This window comes from Sphingomonas sp. BK069 (assembly GCF_014193405.1).
GTDB lineage: Bacteria > Pseudomonadota > Alphaproteobacteria > Sphingomonadales > Sphingomonadaceae > Sphingomonas.
The window spans coordinates 1-14,004 of the sequence record NZ_JACHZH010000007.1 but is presented as its reverse complement, the minus strand read 5'-3'; the positions used below and the strand labels follow the sequence as shown (position 1 = coordinate 14,004).

At 72.2% G+C, this 14,004-nt stretch carries 18 protein-coding genes; 12 read left to right on the top strand and 6 right to left on the bottom strand.

All coding sequences use genetic code 11. The features are described from left to right. Positions 1 to 18: 18 nt before the first annotated feature. Entirely contained in the window at positions 19 to 570 is a 552-nt protein-coding gene (locus FHY02_RS17895) for a CHAP domain-containing protein (RefSeq protein ID WP_311721602.1), read from the top strand. A gap of 18 nt (positions 571 to 588) precedes the next feature. On the opposite strand, the gene msrB is transcribed toward FHY02_RS17895, so the two are convergent. Beyond that, positions 589 to 1,086, bottom strand: coding sequence for a peptide-methionine (R)-S-oxide reductase MsrB (gene msrB, locus FHY02_RS17890; RefSeq protein ID WP_183924782.1), 498 nt, complete (start codon positions 1,084 to 1,086; stop codon positions 589 to 591). Positions 1,087 to 1,181: 95 nt separating this feature from the next. Between msrB and FHY02_RS17885 the strand changes: the two genes are divergently transcribed. The 8 genes from FHY02_RS17885 to FHY02_RS17850 all read left to right on the top strand — a co-directional run bounded on the left by FHY02_RS17885 (position 1,182) and on the right by FHY02_RS17850 (position 5,991). Continuing rightward, a complete protein-coding gene (locus tag FHY02_RS17885) occupies positions 1,182 to 1,451 on the top strand; it encodes a hypothetical protein (RefSeq protein ID WP_183924780.1) in 270 nt (89 codons plus the stop codon). Between the two features lie 51 nt (positions 1,452 to 1,502). Continuing rightward, positions 1,503 to 2,765: a glutamate-5-semialdehyde dehydrogenase gene (locus FHY02_RS17880; protein WP_183924778.1), complete on the top strand. Its 1,263-nt coding sequence runs from the start codon at positions 1,503 to 1,505 to the stop codon at positions 2,763 to 2,765. After that, positions 2,762 to 3,019, top strand: coding sequence for a CopG family ribbon-helix-helix protein (locus FHY02_RS17875; protein WP_183924776.1), 258 nt, complete (start codon positions 2,762 to 2,764; stop codon positions 3,017 to 3,019). Before FHY02_RS17880 ends, FHY02_RS17875 begins: the two co-directional genes overlap by 4 nt. 40 nt (positions 3,020 to 3,059) lie before the next feature. Beyond that, complete coding sequence (locus tag FHY02_RS17870) at positions 3,060 to 3,455, top strand: type II toxin-antitoxin system RelE/ParE family toxin (RefSeq protein WP_183924774.1); 396 nt, start codon at positions 3,060 to 3,062, stop codon at positions 3,453 to 3,455. Then, complete coding sequence (locus FHY02_RS17865) at positions 3,452 to 4,090, top strand: nicotinate-nucleotide adenylyltransferase (protein ID WP_183924772.1); 639 nt, start codon at positions 3,452 to 3,454, stop codon at positions 4,088 to 4,090. The genes FHY02_RS17870 and FHY02_RS17865 overlap by 4 nt, the downstream gene beginning before the upstream one ends. Before the next feature lie 9 nt (positions 4,091 to 4,099). Beyond that, positions 4,100 to 4,489, top strand: coding sequence for a ribosome silencing factor (gene rsfS / locus FHY02_RS17860; protein WP_183924770.1), 390 nt, complete (start codon positions 4,100 to 4,102; stop codon positions 4,487 to 4,489). Positions 4,490 to 4,580: 91 nt separating this feature from the next. Continuing rightward, complete coding sequence (locus FHY02_RS17855; RefSeq protein WP_183924768.1) at positions 4,581 to 5,003, top strand: 23S rRNA (pseudouridine(1915)-N(3))-methyltransferase RlmH; 423 nt, start codon at positions 4,581 to 4,583, stop codon at positions 5,001 to 5,003. 10 nt (positions 5,004 to 5,013) lie between these two features. Continuing rightward, a complete protein-coding gene (locus FHY02_RS17850) occupies positions 5,014 to 5,991 on the top strand; it encodes a murein hydrolase activator EnvC (protein WP_183924766.1) in 978 nt (325 codons plus the stop codon). A gap of 184 nt (positions 5,992 to 6,175) precedes the next feature. Here the strand turns inward: FHY02_RS17850 and FHY02_RS17845 are convergent, their stop codons facing one another. Genes FHY02_RS17845 through FHY02_RS17830 form a run of 4 tightly spaced genes read right to left on the bottom strand, consistent with a single transcriptional unit; the run spans position 6,176 to position 9,619 of the window. Next, on the bottom strand, positions 6,176 to 7,117 hold the full coding sequence (locus FHY02_RS17845; RefSeq protein WP_183924764.1) for a Gfo/Idh/MocA family protein: 942 nt from the start codon (positions 7,115 to 7,117) through the stop codon (positions 6,176 to 6,178). Further along, complete coding sequence (gene araD1 / locus FHY02_RS17840) at positions 7,114 to 8,109, bottom strand: AraD1 family protein (protein ID WP_183924762.1); 996 nt, start codon at positions 8,107 to 8,109, stop codon at positions 7,114 to 7,116. Before araD1 ends, FHY02_RS17845 begins: the two co-directional genes overlap by 4 nt. Next, positions 8,106 to 8,744, bottom strand: coding sequence for a 2-dehydro-3-deoxy-6-phosphogalactonate aldolase (locus FHY02_RS17835; RefSeq protein WP_183924760.1), 639 nt, complete (start codon positions 8,742 to 8,744; stop codon positions 8,106 to 8,108). Before FHY02_RS17835 ends, araD1 begins: the two co-directional genes overlap by 4 nt. Beyond that, positions 8,741 to 9,619 carry a 2-dehydro-3-deoxygalactonokinase gene (locus FHY02_RS17830; protein WP_183924758.1) on the bottom strand — a complete coding sequence of 293 codons (879 nt, stop codon included), beginning with the start codon at positions 9,617 to 9,619 and terminating at the stop codon, positions 8,741 to 8,743. Before FHY02_RS17830 ends, FHY02_RS17835 begins: the two co-directional genes overlap by 4 nt. Positions 9,620 to 9,717: 98 nt before the next feature. On the opposite strand from FHY02_RS17830, the gene FHY02_RS17825 reads away from it, so the two are divergent. Continuing rightward, positions 9,718 to 10,596 carry an SMP-30/gluconolactonase/LRE family protein gene (locus tag FHY02_RS17825; protein WP_183924756.1) on the top strand — a complete coding sequence of 293 codons (879 nt, stop codon included), beginning with the start codon at positions 9,718 to 9,720 and terminating at the stop codon, positions 10,594 to 10,596. Positions 10,597 to 10,847: 251 nt separating this feature from the next. Here FHY02_RS17825 and FHY02_RS17820 read toward each other — a convergent pair whose 3' ends face one another. Then, on the bottom strand, positions 10,848 to 12,167 hold the full coding sequence (locus FHY02_RS17820) for a sugar MFS transporter (protein ID WP_183924754.1): 1,320 nt from the start codon (positions 12,165 to 12,167) through the stop codon (positions 10,848 to 10,850). Between the two features lie 178 nt (positions 12,168 to 12,345). Between FHY02_RS17820 and FHY02_RS17815 the strand changes: the two genes are divergently transcribed. Then, positions 12,346 to 13,458, top strand: a complete 1,113-nt coding sequence (locus tag FHY02_RS17815) for an aldose epimerase family protein (RefSeq protein WP_260172980.1) — start codon at positions 12,346 to 12,348, stop codon at positions 13,456 to 13,458. Positions 13,459 to 13,471: 13 nt separating this feature from the next. Then, on the top strand, positions 13,472 to 14,004 hold a 533-nt coding region (locus FHY02_RS17810), incomplete at its 3' end, for a dihydroxy-acid dehydratase (protein WP_183924750.1).

The following is a 14,004-nucleotide window of genomic DNA, read 5'->3' as shown; positions in this document are numbered from 1 at the left end:
GAGACCGGGGGGTCACCCGTGAATTCCAAGGCTCTGACGGCGCGATTCGCGCTGGTGGTATCGTGCGCGCTGATGACGGTGGCGCCGGCACAGGCACGCTACCTGCAGTGCGTCCCCTTCGCGCGCGAGGTCTCGGGCATCGAGATCCGCGGCAACGCCAACACCTGGTGGGGCCAGGCCGCCGGCCGCTACGAGCGCGGCCACGTGCCGGTGGAAGGCGCGGTCATGGCCTTCAAGGCGACCCGCGGCATGCCGATCGGCCACGTCGCGATGGTGAGCCGGGTCGTCAGCGACCGCGAGGTGCTGCTCACCCACGCCAATTGGTCGCGCCGCGGCGGGATCGAGCGCGACGTCCGCGCGATCGACGTCTCGCCGGCGGGCGACTGGAGCGCGGTGCGCGTCTGGTACGCCGGCAACGGCGACCTCGGGACGAGCAGCTACCCGCTCGCCGGCTTCATCTATCCGGACAAGGCGCCGGCGCCGGAGGTCGAGGCGCCGCTCGCGCCGATGACGATCGCCACCACCGCCGCGGCGCCGGTCGCGGGCGCGCTGCCGATCGACGGGGACTGAGCGGATCGTGCGGTCGGCTCACGCCGCCCGGAAGGTCATCGCCACGCCGTTCATGCAATAGCGCTTGCCCGTGGGCGGCGGGCCGTCGTCGAAGACGTGGCCGAGATGGCCGCCGCAGCGCCGGCAATGCACCTCGACGCGCGCCATGCCGAGGCTGCGATCGGTCCGCGTCGCCACCGCGTCACGCAGCGGCGCGTAGAAGCTGGGCCAGCCGGTGCCGCTGTCGAACTTCGTCTTGGACGAGAACAAGGGCGCGGTGCAGCCCTTGCACGCGAACGTGCCGGCGCGGTGTTCGTCGTTGAGCGGGCTGGTGAACGGCCGCTCGGTGCCCTCGTGGCGCAGCACCTCGAACGCCGCCGGGCCGAGCTGCTGGCGCCACTGCGCGTCGGTCTTGCTCACCGCGAAGCGCTCGGGCGCGGCCTCGGCCTGGCGCCCGCATCCCACCAGCGCGACGCCGGCGGTGCCGAGCGAGGCGAGCGAGAGGAAGCGGCGGCGGTGGAGCGGGATGTCGGTCATGCCGCCGGATATAAGATCGGGCCGGCCCGCCGCCAGAGCGCAGAACCTGCAAAAGCTTGCATGGGTTAAGTTGCGGCAACGGAGCGTTCCTTCCCATGTCCTTCCAGCAACTCGATCCGCCGCTCCCGGTCCATGTGCTCGATCGCGGCGCGGGCTACGCCTTCGCGGTGATCGACTACGGTCAGGAACATCACTTCATCTGGGTCACCGCTCCCAACGAGACTGGTGAGATCCGGTGTGCACCCAACCCGCGCGTCCGCTTGCAGGCGAACTGGACGATGGGTCGCGTCAAGCCGCCCGCCGTCACCGCGGCGCGCGACGGCGCCTGCGTCTCCGAGGTGCCGCTGACCGCGGCCGCCTTGTAGCGTGACGCACCGGCTGGGCGCGGCGGCGCCCTCGTGCTACGCCCGCGCGCGATGCTCGATCCGCAGTCCATTCCCGTCCTGATCAACACGATGACGGCGCGTGCCCGCGGCGCCGCGCACGCGCTCGCCGCGGCCGAGGATGATACCAAGGCCCGGGGGCTGCACGCCGCCGCGACCGCGCTGCGCGACCATGCGGCGGTGATCCTCGCCGCCAATGCTGAGGACGTCGCGCGCGCGCGCGCCAACGCCGTCTCGCCCGCGCTGATCGACCGGCTCCGCCTCGACCCCGCGCGGCTCGAGGCAACAGCGACGGGGGTCGCCGCCGTGGCCGCGCTCGCCGACCCGGTGGGGCAGGTGATCGACCGCACCACGCGCCCCAACGGTCTCGCGCTCAGCCGCGTCCGCGTGCCGATCGGCGTGATCGGCATCGTCTATGAGAGCCGCCCCAACGTCACCGCGGACGCCGCGGCGCTGTGCGTCCGCTCGGGCAATGCGGTGATCCTGCGCGGCGGTTCCGAGGCGGTGGCGAGCAACCGCGCGCTCCACGCCGCGCTGGTCGAGGGTCTGGTCGCGGGCGGTCTGCCCGCCGACGCGGTCCAGCTGGTGCCCACCACCGACCGCGCCGCGGTCGGTGCGATGCTCGCGGCCGAGGGCGCGATCGATCTGATCATCCCGCGCGGCGGCAAGAGCCTGGTCGCGCGCGTCCAGGCCGAGGCGCGCGTGCCGGTGCTGGCGCATCTCGACGGCGTCAACCACGTCTTCGTCCACGGCTCGGCCGAGCCCGGCATGGCGCGGGCGGTGGTGATCGACGCGAAGCTACGCCGCACCGGCGTGTGCGGCGCGATGGAGACGCTGCTGATCGATCGCGCCTGGCCGCACGCCGCCGCGCTGCTCGCCGCGCTGGCGGACGCGGGCTGCGCGCTGCGTGGCGACGCGGCGGCTCGTGCGCTCCTGCCGGCGGTCACGCCCGCCGAGCCGAGCGACTGGGACGCCGAATATCTCGACGCCATCGCCGCGGTGGCGCTGGTCGACGGGCTCGACGGTGCGCTCGCGCATATCGCTCGGCACGGCTCCCACCATACCGACGCGATCGTCGCCGCGGACGAGCACGTGGCGGAACGCTTCCTCGCCGCGGTCGATTCCGCGATCGTGCTGTGGAACGCCTCGACCCAGTTCGCCGACGGCGGGGAATTCGGACTCGGCGCCGAGATCGGCATCGCCACCGGGCGACTGCACGCGCGCGGCCCGGTCGCGCTCGAGGGGCTGACGACCTACAAGTGGCTGGGGCGCGGCACCGGCCAGGTGCGCGGGTGAACCCGCGCGCGATCACCGCCGAGCTCGACGACGTGACCGTGGCCCTGGTCGACTCGATCGCGGCGGCGCGCGGCATCACCAGCGCGGCCTTCGCTGCCTCGGCGATCCGCGACGCGGTGGCGCGCGAGGCGGCGGCCGACGGTCTCGTCCAGCGCGGGATCGATCAGGTTGAGCGCGGCGAGACGGTCGACCACGACGAGGTGATGCGCGCGCTGGAGGCGATGATCGCGCGGCATCGCGCGCGATGCGGCTAGCGCCCGTCGCGGCCACGCCGCGCGCGACGACGTCGGCCGCGTGAGGGACTGGTGGAGCGGATCGCCTGCCCGTCGCCGCGCCAGCGCGCTCGCCCCGAGTACGGTGCCCGTGGTGTGGGCGCGCGTCGCGCTCGACGACCTGGTCGCGATCGACGCCTGGCTCGACGAGCATGTCTCGCCCGCCACCGCGCTGGCGATGGTGACCGCGATCCGGCGTCGCGCCGATTTCCTGCGCGACTTTCCCTATGGCGGCCGGCGCCACCGCCGCGACACGCGCGTGCTGCGCGTGCTCGGGACGCCCTATCTGATCCACTATCGGCTGACCGCGCAGCGCTGCGAGGTGCTGCGCGTGTACCATGAGCGCGAGGACTGGCGCGAGGATGACGCGGGCCTTCGCCCCGCATCGGCGCGCGGCGACCAGGCGGGGCTGACGTGAGCCGCCGCATTGGCCTGCTCGGCGGCTCGTTCAACCCGGCGCACCGCGGCCACCGCCACCTCACGCTGGCGGCGATTCGCGCGCTCGACCTGGACGAGATGTGGTGGCTGGTGTCGCCGGGTAACCCGCTCAAGCCGCGCCGCGGCATGGCGCCGCTGCCGGCGCGGCTCGCCTCGGCCCGCGCGATGGCGCGGCGCGCCCCGATCCGCGCCACCGACATCGAGGCGCGGCTGCGCACGCGCTACACCGCCGACACGTTGGCCAAGCTGTCGCGGCGCTATCCGCGCACGCGCTTCGTGTGGATCATGGGATCGGACAATCTCGCGCAGTTCCACGAGTGGCAGCGCTGGCGCACGATCGCGCGGACGATGCCGATTGCGGTCGTGGCGCGTCCGGGTTATGATGCGCGTGCCCTCGCGGCCCCCGCGATGGGTTGGCTGCGGCGCTTTCGGCGGCCCGCACGCCAGGCGAGGAAGTGGACCGAGTGGAGTGTGCCAGCCCTGGTGCTGCTACGTTTCCGCCCTGACCCGACGTCCGCGACGCAGCTTCGCGCCGCTGACCCTGCCTGGCACGTTCGTTTCGCCGATCCCATATCCACAACTGACACGCCAGCCGCAGCGTCCGCGGCATCTTGAGGAGCCACCTTGTCCGCCACTGACCCCGTTCATCGCACCGCCGACGCCGACCAGGCCGCGGCGCTGCACCAGCTCGTCCTGCAATCGCTCGACGACGACCAGGCGGTGGACACGATCTCGATCCCGCTCGCGGGCAAGTCGTCGATCGCGGACCATATGGTGATCGCCAGCGGGCGCTCGACCCGCCAGGTCGCGTCGATGGCGTCGAAGCTGGCCGAGAAGATTAAGGGCGAGACCGGCCGCTCGGCGCGGATCGAGGGGCTGCCCAGCGCCGACTGGGTGCTGATCGACGCGGGCGACGTGATCGTCCACCTCTTCCGCCCCGAGGTCCGCAGCTTCTACAACCTCGAGCGGATGTGGTCGTTCGGCGACGCCCCGCCTGCCGCCGGGGCGGCGTAGGCTGCGCTTCGTCCTCCCCTGTGAGGGGAGAGTCGATGCATCGCCACACACATCGGGTGACGCCGCGGCGCGCAGCGGCTAACCTCGCTCCATGCTGCTCCACATCGTCGCGCGCGGACGGATCGGGCGCTCGCCCGAGGCCGAGCTGGTCGACCGTTACCTCAAGCGGATCGCCTGGCCGACGCGGCTGAGCGAGCTGCCCGATCGCGGCGGGCGCGAGCCCGACCGGCCGGCGCAAGGCCGTCGCGTGCTGCTCGACGAAAAGGGCGAGATGCTTGGCTCCGCCGCCTTCTCCGCGACGCTGGGCCGCTGGCGCGACGACGGCGTGCGCGAGGCGCGTTTCCTGATCGGCGCGGCAGACGGCTTCAGCGATGCCGAGCGCGCGGAGGCCGATCTGCTGCTCTCCTTCGGACGCGCCACCTGGCCGCACCTGCTCGCGCGCGCGATGCTCGCGGAGCAATTGTTCCGCGCCACCAGCATCCTCGCCAACCACCCCTATCATCGCGAGGGCTGAGCCGGTGCGCATGTCCCGGGCCGCTGCGATGGTCGCGCTCGCGCTGCTGGCACCGTCCGCCGCGGCGCTGCCAGACGTGCCGGCGCGGCGCGCGGGCGCGCAGCTCGCCGGTGCCGAGGCCGAGATCGCCGCGGAGCGCACCCGCGCCGACGCGATCGCGGCGCGGCTGGCGCGGCAGCGCGCTGCGCTCGCTGTCGAGCAGGGACCGATCGTCCGGCTCGTCGCCGCGGTGGCAGCGGTGGCAAGACGGCCGCGCGCCGCGCTGCTGGTGCGCCCCGGCAGTGTCGCCGATCTCGTCCACGTCGAGGCGGTACTCGCCGCCGCGACGCCGCGGCTGCGACGCCGCACCGCCGCGCTGCGAGGCGCACTGGCGCGGACGCGCACGCTCGCGATGAGCGCGGCGACGACCGAACGCGCGCTCGCCGCCGAGCGGGCGCGGCTGGTCGAGGCGCGCGAGCGGCTCGCCGCGCTGAGCGACGACGACGAGCGCGCGCTTGCGCTGGAGGAAACCGCACGCGACACCGCCGACCGCATCGCCGCGCTGGGCGTCGCGCAGGCGGTGCTGGGCGACCTCATCGCGCTGCCGGGGCCACCTGGCGGCGCCACCGCGCGTCGCTCGCTCGATCCGGCCTATCGCCTGCCCGCGCGCGGGCGGCTCGTGACCGGGCTGGGCGAGCTGTCGGACAACGGCGTGCGCTCGCGCGGGCTGACGCTGGCGGTGCCGCGTGGCGCCGCGGTGATCGCGCCCGCGGGCGGTGTGGTGCGCTACGTCGGTGCCTTCCGGAGCTACGGCACGATCGTGATCATCGACCATGGCGCGGGCTGGCAGACGCTGGTCACCGGCATCGCAGTGCCGTCGGTGCGGCGTGGCGAGACGGTCGCCGCCGACGCCGCGCTCGGTCATGCACCCGAGCGCGGTGAGGCCCGCGTCACGGTCGAACTGCGGCGGCGCGGTGTGCCCGTCGACGTGGCGCAGCTGGTGGGGTGACGGGAGAGGGCGCGCATCGACGCAAGGGCGGGGCGGGGGGCGGCGCGGCTAGGGCCGACGTGCTAAGCGTGCCGGGAGTCACCGGAGTACGATCCATCCAAGCCTAACCCTGCTCCCGTGCACGCGGGAGCCCGGAGCGCCAAGCGGTGGGCCCGGTGGCTCTGGATTTCGTGCGCCGCCGCCCTCACTCCACGAAGGGCTCGACGGCGATATGCCGCCCGCGAAGGAACGCGTCCGCCACGAGGCGCAGCGGCGCGACGTCGACGTCGGACTCGCCGGCGCGGACGATCTCGGCGAAGCGGCGGTAGAGGCCGGGATATTCGCCGTGCAGGGCGGCGTCGTGCGCCAGCGCCTCGGCGCCGTCGATCGTCAGCACCGAGCCACCCTTGGCGAGCAGCAGCGTGCCGGCGTCGGTCTCGACCTCGATGTCCCAGTGCTGCGGGCCTTCCTGGCGGAAGTCGAGATCCATCGCGATGGCGTTGCCCGCGGTGTCGCGGAAGGCGACTCGCGCGGCGATCGGCGCGGCGCGGTTGGATGGCACGTCCAGCTCGGCGGTCTCGACGAAGAACGGCCGCGGCAGGATCCGAGTCGCGATCGACAGCGCGTTGATGCCGGGATCGAACACGCCGAAGCCGCCGGGCTCCCAGATCCAGTCCTGTCCCGGATGCCAGACGCGCACGTCCTCGCGCCAGGTGATCGTCGCCCACTTCACCGCGCGGCCGGCGAGCCAGGCGCGCGCCGGCTCGACCCCGTCGGCGTAGCGCGAGTGCCAGCTGGCGAACAGGCTGACGCCGCGCGCCGTCGCCGCGTCGCGCAGCGCGGTGACCTCTGCCAGCGTCGCGCCCGGCGGCTTCTCGAGGAAGACGTGCCAGCCCTGCTCGATCGCGAACTGCGCGATCGCGCGGCGCACCTGTGGCGGGGTGCAGAGCGCGACCGCGTCGACCGCCATGCCGCTCGCGGCGAGCGCCTCGACGTTGGGGAAGAAGGGCAGGTCGCCTACCGGCTCGCCGTGGCGGCTGACCGTTGCGACCAGTTCGATGTCGTCGTTGCCCGCGATCGCGGGCAGGTGCTGGTCGTGCGCGATCTTGCCCATGCCGACCAGCGCGAGGCGGATCGGGCCGCTCACAGCGCGCGCACCTGCACCGGCGCGTCGGGCGCGTCGGTCAGCGGGTTGCGCAGCGGCAGCGCGAAGGGCGCGGCGCTGATCTCGAACACGTCGCCGGGCCGGGTCTTCACCCCGTCGGCCACCGACAGGGTCGCGGTGCCGAAGAAATGAACGTGGACGTCGCCGGCGCGGCGGAAGCCGGCATATTTGAAATGATGGTGCTCGAGGTTGGCGAGGTGGTGCGACATATTGTCCTCGCCGGTCAGGAACGGCTTCTCCCACAAAGTCGCGCCGTCACGGACGATCCGGCTGGTGCCCCGAATGTCCGCCGGCGGCGTGCCGAGCAGCAGCTCGGGGCCGAGCGCGGCCTGGCGCAGCTTGGAATGCGCCAGCCACAGGTAATTGTGCTTCTCGGTGACGTGGTCGCTGAACTCGTTGGCGAGCGCGACACCGAGCCGATAGGGCGTGCCGTCCTCGCCGATCAGGTAGATGCCGGCGAGCTCGGGCTCCTCGCCGCCGTCCTGCGCGAAGGCGGGCGAGGCGAGCGGCGCCTCGGGCGCCACCAGCGACTGGCCGTCACCCTTGTAGAACCACTCGGGCTGCTGGCCGACCGAGCCCGCGGCGGGCTTGCCGCCCTCGACGCCTTCCAGGAACATCCGCATCGAGTCGGTCTGATGCGCGGCGTCGGTCGCCGCCTTGTGCATCTTGTCGCGCCCTTCGGCCGAGCCGAGATGGGTCAGCCCGGTGCCAGCGAGCAGCAGCCGCGCGCCGTCCTCATGGTCGATCGCCGGCAGCAGGCGCTTGGCGTCGAGCTCGGCGGCGAGATCGACCGCCTCGTCGGTGCGGCGCGCCGCGGCGGCCGCGGCGAGCGTGGTGCCATGCGCGATCGCCTCCAGCGCCAGCTCACGCGTGGTGGCGACCCCGTCGAGAAAGTGCGCGGCATCGCCCTCGGCGAGGATGACGCGGCGACGACCGTCGTCGCCGCGGTGCTGAAGCAGGCGGGTGAAGCTCATGCGAGGTCCTTGAGCGCGGTGATATACTGGCGTGCGTCCTGGCCCACCGCATCGGCCGATTTGCCGGGGCGGTAGAGGTTGGAGCCGAGCCCGAAGCCGTCGGCGCCCGCGGCGCGCCACTCGGCCATGTTCTGCGGGGTGATGCCGCCGACCGCGAGCATCCGCGTCGCCTTGGGCAGCACCGCGCGCTGCGCCTTGAGAAAGGCTGGGGTGGTGCCATCGGCGGGGAAGAGCTTCAGCGCGGTGGCGCCCGCGGCGAGCGCGGCGAAGCCCTCGCTCGGGGTGAAATAGCCGGGCAGCGACACCATACCGGCGGCGACACTGGCGCGGATCACCTCGGGGTTGGTGTTGGGCGAGACGATCAGCGTGCCGCCCGCGTCGCGCACGCGCGCGACGTCGTCGGTGGTGAGCACGGTGCCGGCGCCGACCATCGCGCGCCCCGCGAGCCGCTCGGCGAGCAGGCGGATGCTCTCGATCGGCTCGGGCGAGTTGAGCGGCACCTCGAGCAGGGTGAAGCCCGCTTCCACCAGCGCGTCGCCCACCGCGGGCGCCTCCGCCGGAGTGAGGCCGCGCAGGATCGCCACCAGCGGCGCCTGACGGAAGGCGACGTCGAACGCCGCGAGTGGGTCGGTCATCGGGTCATCTCCCACAGCCGGTGAATGCCGGCGGCGAAGGCGCGCTCGCTGTCGAGCGCTAGGGCGGTGCCGCCGCACGCGTCGATGGCGGCGGCGTAGAGCGTGGCGAGGTCGCCGCTGGCGAGCAGCTGGACCGGGCGGCCCTTGAGGTCGCTGCGCGCGCCGACGTCGGCGCCGATCAGCACGCCGCTGGCGAAGCTGGCGGCATCGGCGGCGTCGAGCCGGTCGAGCAGCACGCGCGCGCGCACCTCGAACAAGGCGACGGTGAGGTCGCGCGCGCCCGCACCGCGCGCCACGCCGGCGCGGAAGGCGGCGCCGTCCGCGACCGGCCCGTCGAGCATCGCGCTGAGGATGCCGTGGCCGCGCAGCAGCGCGAACAGCTCGCCGGTCAGCGCGGTGGCGACGTCGGTGATCTGACCCGCGGTGGTGGCGATCCACTTGTTGTGCGTGCCGGGCTGGCAGAACAAAGCGTCGGCGGGGGCGAGCCCGGCGGCGAGCGCGCCGAGCACCTGCACCTCCTCGCCGCGCATCACGTCGGCGCGCGCACCACTGCGCAGCGCGACGCCGGGCAGTAGCAGGGCGTCCGCGTCGGGCAGGCGGAGCGCGCCGGCGGCGAGCGCGGCGAGGTCGGCGGGCGCGTCGACATAGGCCACCTCGCGCCAGCCGCGATTGGAGCCGACCATGCCGGCGGCGATCACCGGCAGCTCGCCCAGTTGAGCGCGCAGCGCCGCCAGCTCAGCGGGATAGTCGTCGGCGGTGAGCGCGAGCACGCCGCGCGAGTCGCGCACGCATGCTCCGAACGTCCCGTCCCTCGCCACGCGCCAGGCGCGGCGGTTGGTCGTGCCCCAGTCGATGGCGATATAGTCGCCCGCCACGCATCCCTCCTAATCTATTTGTAAGACATAAACCGCTGTGCGATCAGGTCAAGCCGGTGCCGGCGCCGGTCGGCGACAGAGCAGAAGGAGAGCGGACGATGGCGGACGAGGTGACGACGCTGTGGCGCGGCGGCGCGCTGCTGGGCGAGGGGCCGGCGTGGGATCCTGCGCGCGGCGTGCTGTGGTTCACCGACATCAAGCAGCGCCGGGTTCATCGCTACGATCCCGGGAGCGGCGCGGTGTCGCAGTGGGACGCGCCGGCGCAGGTGGGCTGGGTGCTGCCCGCCGACGACGGCGCGCTGATCGCGGGGCTGCAGACCGGGCTGGCGCGCTTCGATCCCGACACGGGCGACTTCACGCATCTCGCCGAGGTCGAGCCCGAGCTGCCCGGCAACCGCCTCAACGACGCCACGGTCGCGCCCGACGGCGCGATCTATTTCGGCTCGATGGATGACGGAGAGAGCGGCGCGACCGGGCGCGTGCACCGCTGGGACGGCGTCGCGGCGGTGGCGACCGCGATCCCGGCGGTGGCGATCACCAACGGCCCCGGCATCGCGCCGGACGGGCGGACGCTGTACCACGTCGACACGGTCGGCGGGGTGATCCACGCGGTCGAGCTCGCGCCCGACGGCACCACGGGCGCGATGCGCGACTTCGCGCGGATCGATCCGATCGACGGCCACCCGGACGGCGTGACGGTCGACTCGGCGGGCAACGTCTGGGTGGGGCTGTGGGGCGGCTGGCGCGCGCGGCTCTACTCGCCTGCGGGCGCGATCCTGCGCGAGGTGCGGATCCCGGCGTCCAACGTGACCAAGGTCGCGCTGGGTGGGCCCGACCTGCGCACCGCCTATGTCACGACCGCGAGCATCGGCCTCGACGACGCCCAGCGCGCGGCGCAGCCCGAGGCGGGCGGGCTGTTCAGCTTCGCGGTCGAGGTGCCGGGCCAGCCGCTGCCACCTGCGCGTGCGCGCGGGTGAGCGAGGCGCGATAACGTGCGTCCGCTATGTCACCCCGTTCGTGCTGAGGAGCCGCTGAGCCTGCCGAAGCGGCGTCTCGAAGCACCGTCCCGCGCACAGCGCCTCGTCGAGACTAGGCTTGGACACGCTCAGCCTCCCGCAGCGTGAACGGATCCTGACGCAGCGCCCGCGCGTGACCAAAAGCGAACGGCCGGCGCTCCCCTGAGGGAACGCCGGCCGCCTGCGACTTCATCGGCGTGCCGCCACCACCCTCAGGCGGCGGTCTCCTGCGCCGCGCTGTCGGGGAAGGCGTTGGTCGGGCGCGAGCCCCACAACGCGTAGAACAGCACGTACAGCTCGCACACCGCGGGAACGAGGAACGAGATGCTCAGCCCGTGGTGGTCGGCGATCCACGCCTGCACCGTCGCCAGCGCGCCGCCCGCGATCGCCATGATCAGCAGCCCCGAGCCTTCCTCGGTGAGCGGGCCCAGACCCTTGATCCCCAGCGTGAAGATCGTCGGGAACATGATCGAATGGAACAGCCCGACCAGCACCAGCGCCCACATCGCGATATGGCCGGTGAACAGCACCGCGGTCATCACCAGCACGAAGGCGACCAGCGCGTTGAACGCCAGCAGCTTCTCCGGCGCGATGTAGCGCATGATCGCGGCACCGACGAAGCGACCCACCATCATCCCGCCCCATAGCAGGGTGAGATAGCCGCTGGCATCGGTGGCGCTGAGGTTGGCGATCTGCGGCTGCTGGATGAAGCTGATCAGCAGCGAGCCGACGCAGATCTCGGCCAGCACGTACAGGCCGATCGCGGGCACGCCGAACACCAGGTTGCGGTGCTGGAACAGCGAGTGGCGGCGGCGCTCGTCGGCGGCGATGCGGTTGGTGGCCGAGCCGAGCTGGGGCAGCTTGAACAGCGCGATCGTCACCGCGATCACCACCAGCACGCCCGCGATCAGGATATAGGGCATCTGCACCGACTGCGCGTCGGCGAGCCGCTGCGCTGCGCTCAGCTGCGTCGTGCCGCCCTCGCTCGTGCCCGAGGCGGAGCGCGACAGGATCAGCATCGCGCCGAAGGTGGGCGCCACGAAGGTGCCGAGCGAGTTGAACGCCTGCACCAGGTTGAGCCGGAAGGAGGCGCTCTCAGGCGGGCCGATCACCGCGACATAGGGGTTGGCGGCGACCTGAAGCAACGTGATGCCGGTGGCGAGCACGAACAGAGCAGTGAGGAAGAAGCCGTAGGAGGCGAGCTGCGACGCCGGTACGAAGCCGAGCGCACCCACCGCCATGATCAGCAGGCCGACGACCATCGACTTCTTGTAGCCGATCCGCTCGATCAACTTGGCGGCGGGGAAGGAGGCGACGCCGTAGGCGATGAACCAGACGAACTGGATCAGCAGCGACTGGGTGTAGTTGAGGTCGAACACCGCTTTCAGGTGCGGGATCAGGATGTCGTTGAGGACGGTGATGAAACCCCACATGAAGAACAGCGAGGCCAGCAGCGCGAGCGCGGGGCGATACGAGACGGCCCCTCCGCCCCCCGTCGCGACAGCGCCGCTGGAAATCGGTGGTCCGGCCATCATCCTCTCCTTGTGACGCGCGGAACTGGGTTGCGCGTGCTCGATATGTCTGACTATATTCCGGGTGGTCGCCGGGTCAATGCGGAAACGCCGCAGAACGGCGGTGCTGAGGCGCGTGCGCTAGGACGTTCGGGAGAGGTCGGCAATGGTGAGATGGGCTGCGTGGAGCGGGTGGACGATGGCGGCCGGCAGCCTGTTGGCGGCAGTGGGCGCTGACGCCGCGACCGCGAAGCGCGAGGCGTTCGGCCAATTGCCCGACGGCACCGCGATCGAGGCGGTGGTGCTCAGCGGTAGCAACGGCGTCAGCGCGCGCGTGATGACGCTCGGGGCGACGCTCCAGTCGCTCAACGTGCCGGGGCGCGACGGCAAGGTGGCCGACATCACGCTCGGTTACGACGATGCCGCCAGCTACGTCACCAAGCCCAATTTCTGGGGCCAGACCGTCGGCCGCTACGCCAACCGCATCCGCGGCGGCAAGTTCGCGCTCGACGGCAAGAGCTATCAGTTGCCGCTCAACGACAAGACCAACTCGCTCCACGGCGGCACCAAGGGGTTCGACAAGGTGATCTGGAAGATCACCGAGGTGAAGTCCGGGCCCAAGGCGAGCGTCACCATGGTGATGACCAGTCCGGCGGGCGACCAGGGCTATCCCGGCACGCTCCAGGTGACCGCGACCTACAGCCTCGACGATGCCGGTTCGCTGATGATCGACCTCAGCGCCAAGACTGACGCGCCGACGATCGTCAACCTCACCAATCACGCGCTGTTCGACATGGCGGGCGAGGGGTCGCCGGGCGGCATCTACGCGCAGAAGCTGACGATCCCGGCGAAGCGCTACACCCCGGTCGACGCCACGCTGATCCCGACCGGCGAGCTCAAGCCGGTGGCGGGCACGGTGTTCGACTTCACGCAGGGTCGCATCGTCGGCGAGGGCGTGCGCGACGGGCGCGACCCGCAGATCGTGATCGGTCGCGGCTACGACCATAATTTCGCGCTCGACAAGGGCGCCACCAAGGACCCGCAGCTCGCCGCGCGGCTGGAGGACCCGGTGTCCGGGCGCGTGCTCGAGGTGCTCACCACCGAGCCGGGCGTGCAATTCTACTCGGGCAACTTCCTCGACGGCTCGCTGATCGGCAAATCGGGCCACGTCTATCGGATGGGCGACGGCATCGCGCTGGAGCCGCAGAAATTCCCGGACACCCCCAACCAGCCGGCGTTCGGCTCGGCGCGTGTCGATCCGGGCAAGCCCTACCATCATATCATGGTCTTCCGCGTCTCGACGGCGCGCTGACCCGGAGCGAGCAATGACTGAGAGCACAACACCGCCGGCGCTGCGCAGCCGGGCGTGGTTCGACAATCCCGCGAACATCGACATGACCGCGCTGTACCTGGAGCGCTACCTCAACTTCGGTCTCAGCCTCGACGAGCTGCGCTCGGGCAGGCCGATCATCGGCATCGCGCAGACCGGCAGCGACCTCTCGCCGTGCAACCGCCACCATCTGGTGCTGGCGGAGCGGGTGCGCGAGGGCGTGCGCGAGGCGGGCGGGATCGTGCTGGAGTTCCCGGTCCATCCGATCCAGGAGACGGGCAAGCGCCCGACCGCGGGGCTCGACCGCAACCTGGCCTATCTCGGGCTGGTCGAGGTGCTGTACGGCTATCCGCTGGACGGCGTGGTGCTGACGATCGGCTGCGACAAGACCACGCCGGCCGCGCTGATGGCGGCGGCCACGGTCAACATCCCCGCGATCGCGTTGTCGGTCGGGCCGATGCTCAACGGCTGGCACAAGGGCGAGCGCACCGGCTCGGGCACGATCGTGTGGAAGGCGCGGCAGATGCT

Coding starts and splice junctions, on each gene's coding strand:
- msrB (WP_183924782.1), bottom strand. CDS start 1,086: ATGACCGACATCCCGCTCCACCGCCGCCGCTTCCTCTCGCTCGCCTCG.
- FHY02_RS17885 (WP_183924780.1), top strand. CDS start 1,182: ATGTCCTTCCAGCAACTCGATCCGCCGCTCCCGGTCCATGTGCTCGAT.
- FHY02_RS17880 (WP_183924778.1), top strand. CDS start 1,503: ATGCTCGATCCGCAGTCCATTCCCGTCCTGATCAACACGATGACGGCG.
- FHY02_RS17855 (WP_183924768.1), top strand. CDS start 4,581: ATGCTGCTCCACATCGTCGCGCGCGGACGGATCGGGCGCTCGCCCGAG.
- FHY02_RS17850 (WP_183924766.1), top strand. CDS start 5,014: ATGTCCCGGGCCGCTGCGATGGTCGCGCTCGCGCTGCTGGCACCGTCC.
- araD1 (WP_183924762.1), bottom strand. CDS start 8,109: ATGAGCTTCACCCGCCTGCTTCAGCACCGCGGCGACGACGGTCGTCGC.
- FHY02_RS17835 (WP_183924760.1), bottom strand. CDS start 8,744: ATGACCGACCCACTCGCGGCGTTCGACGTCGCCTTCCGTCAGGCGCCG.
- FHY02_RS17825 (WP_183924756.1), top strand. CDS start 9,718: ATGGCGGACGAGGTGACGACGCTGTGGCGCGGCGGCGCGCTGCTGGGC.
- FHY02_RS17820 (WP_183924754.1), bottom strand. CDS start 12,167: ATGGCCGGACCACCGATTTCCAGCGGCGCTGTCGCGACGGGGGGCGGA.
- FHY02_RS17815 (WP_260172980.1), top strand. CDS start 12,346: ATGGCGGCCGGCAGCCTGTTGGCGGCAGTGGGCGCTGACGCCGCGACC.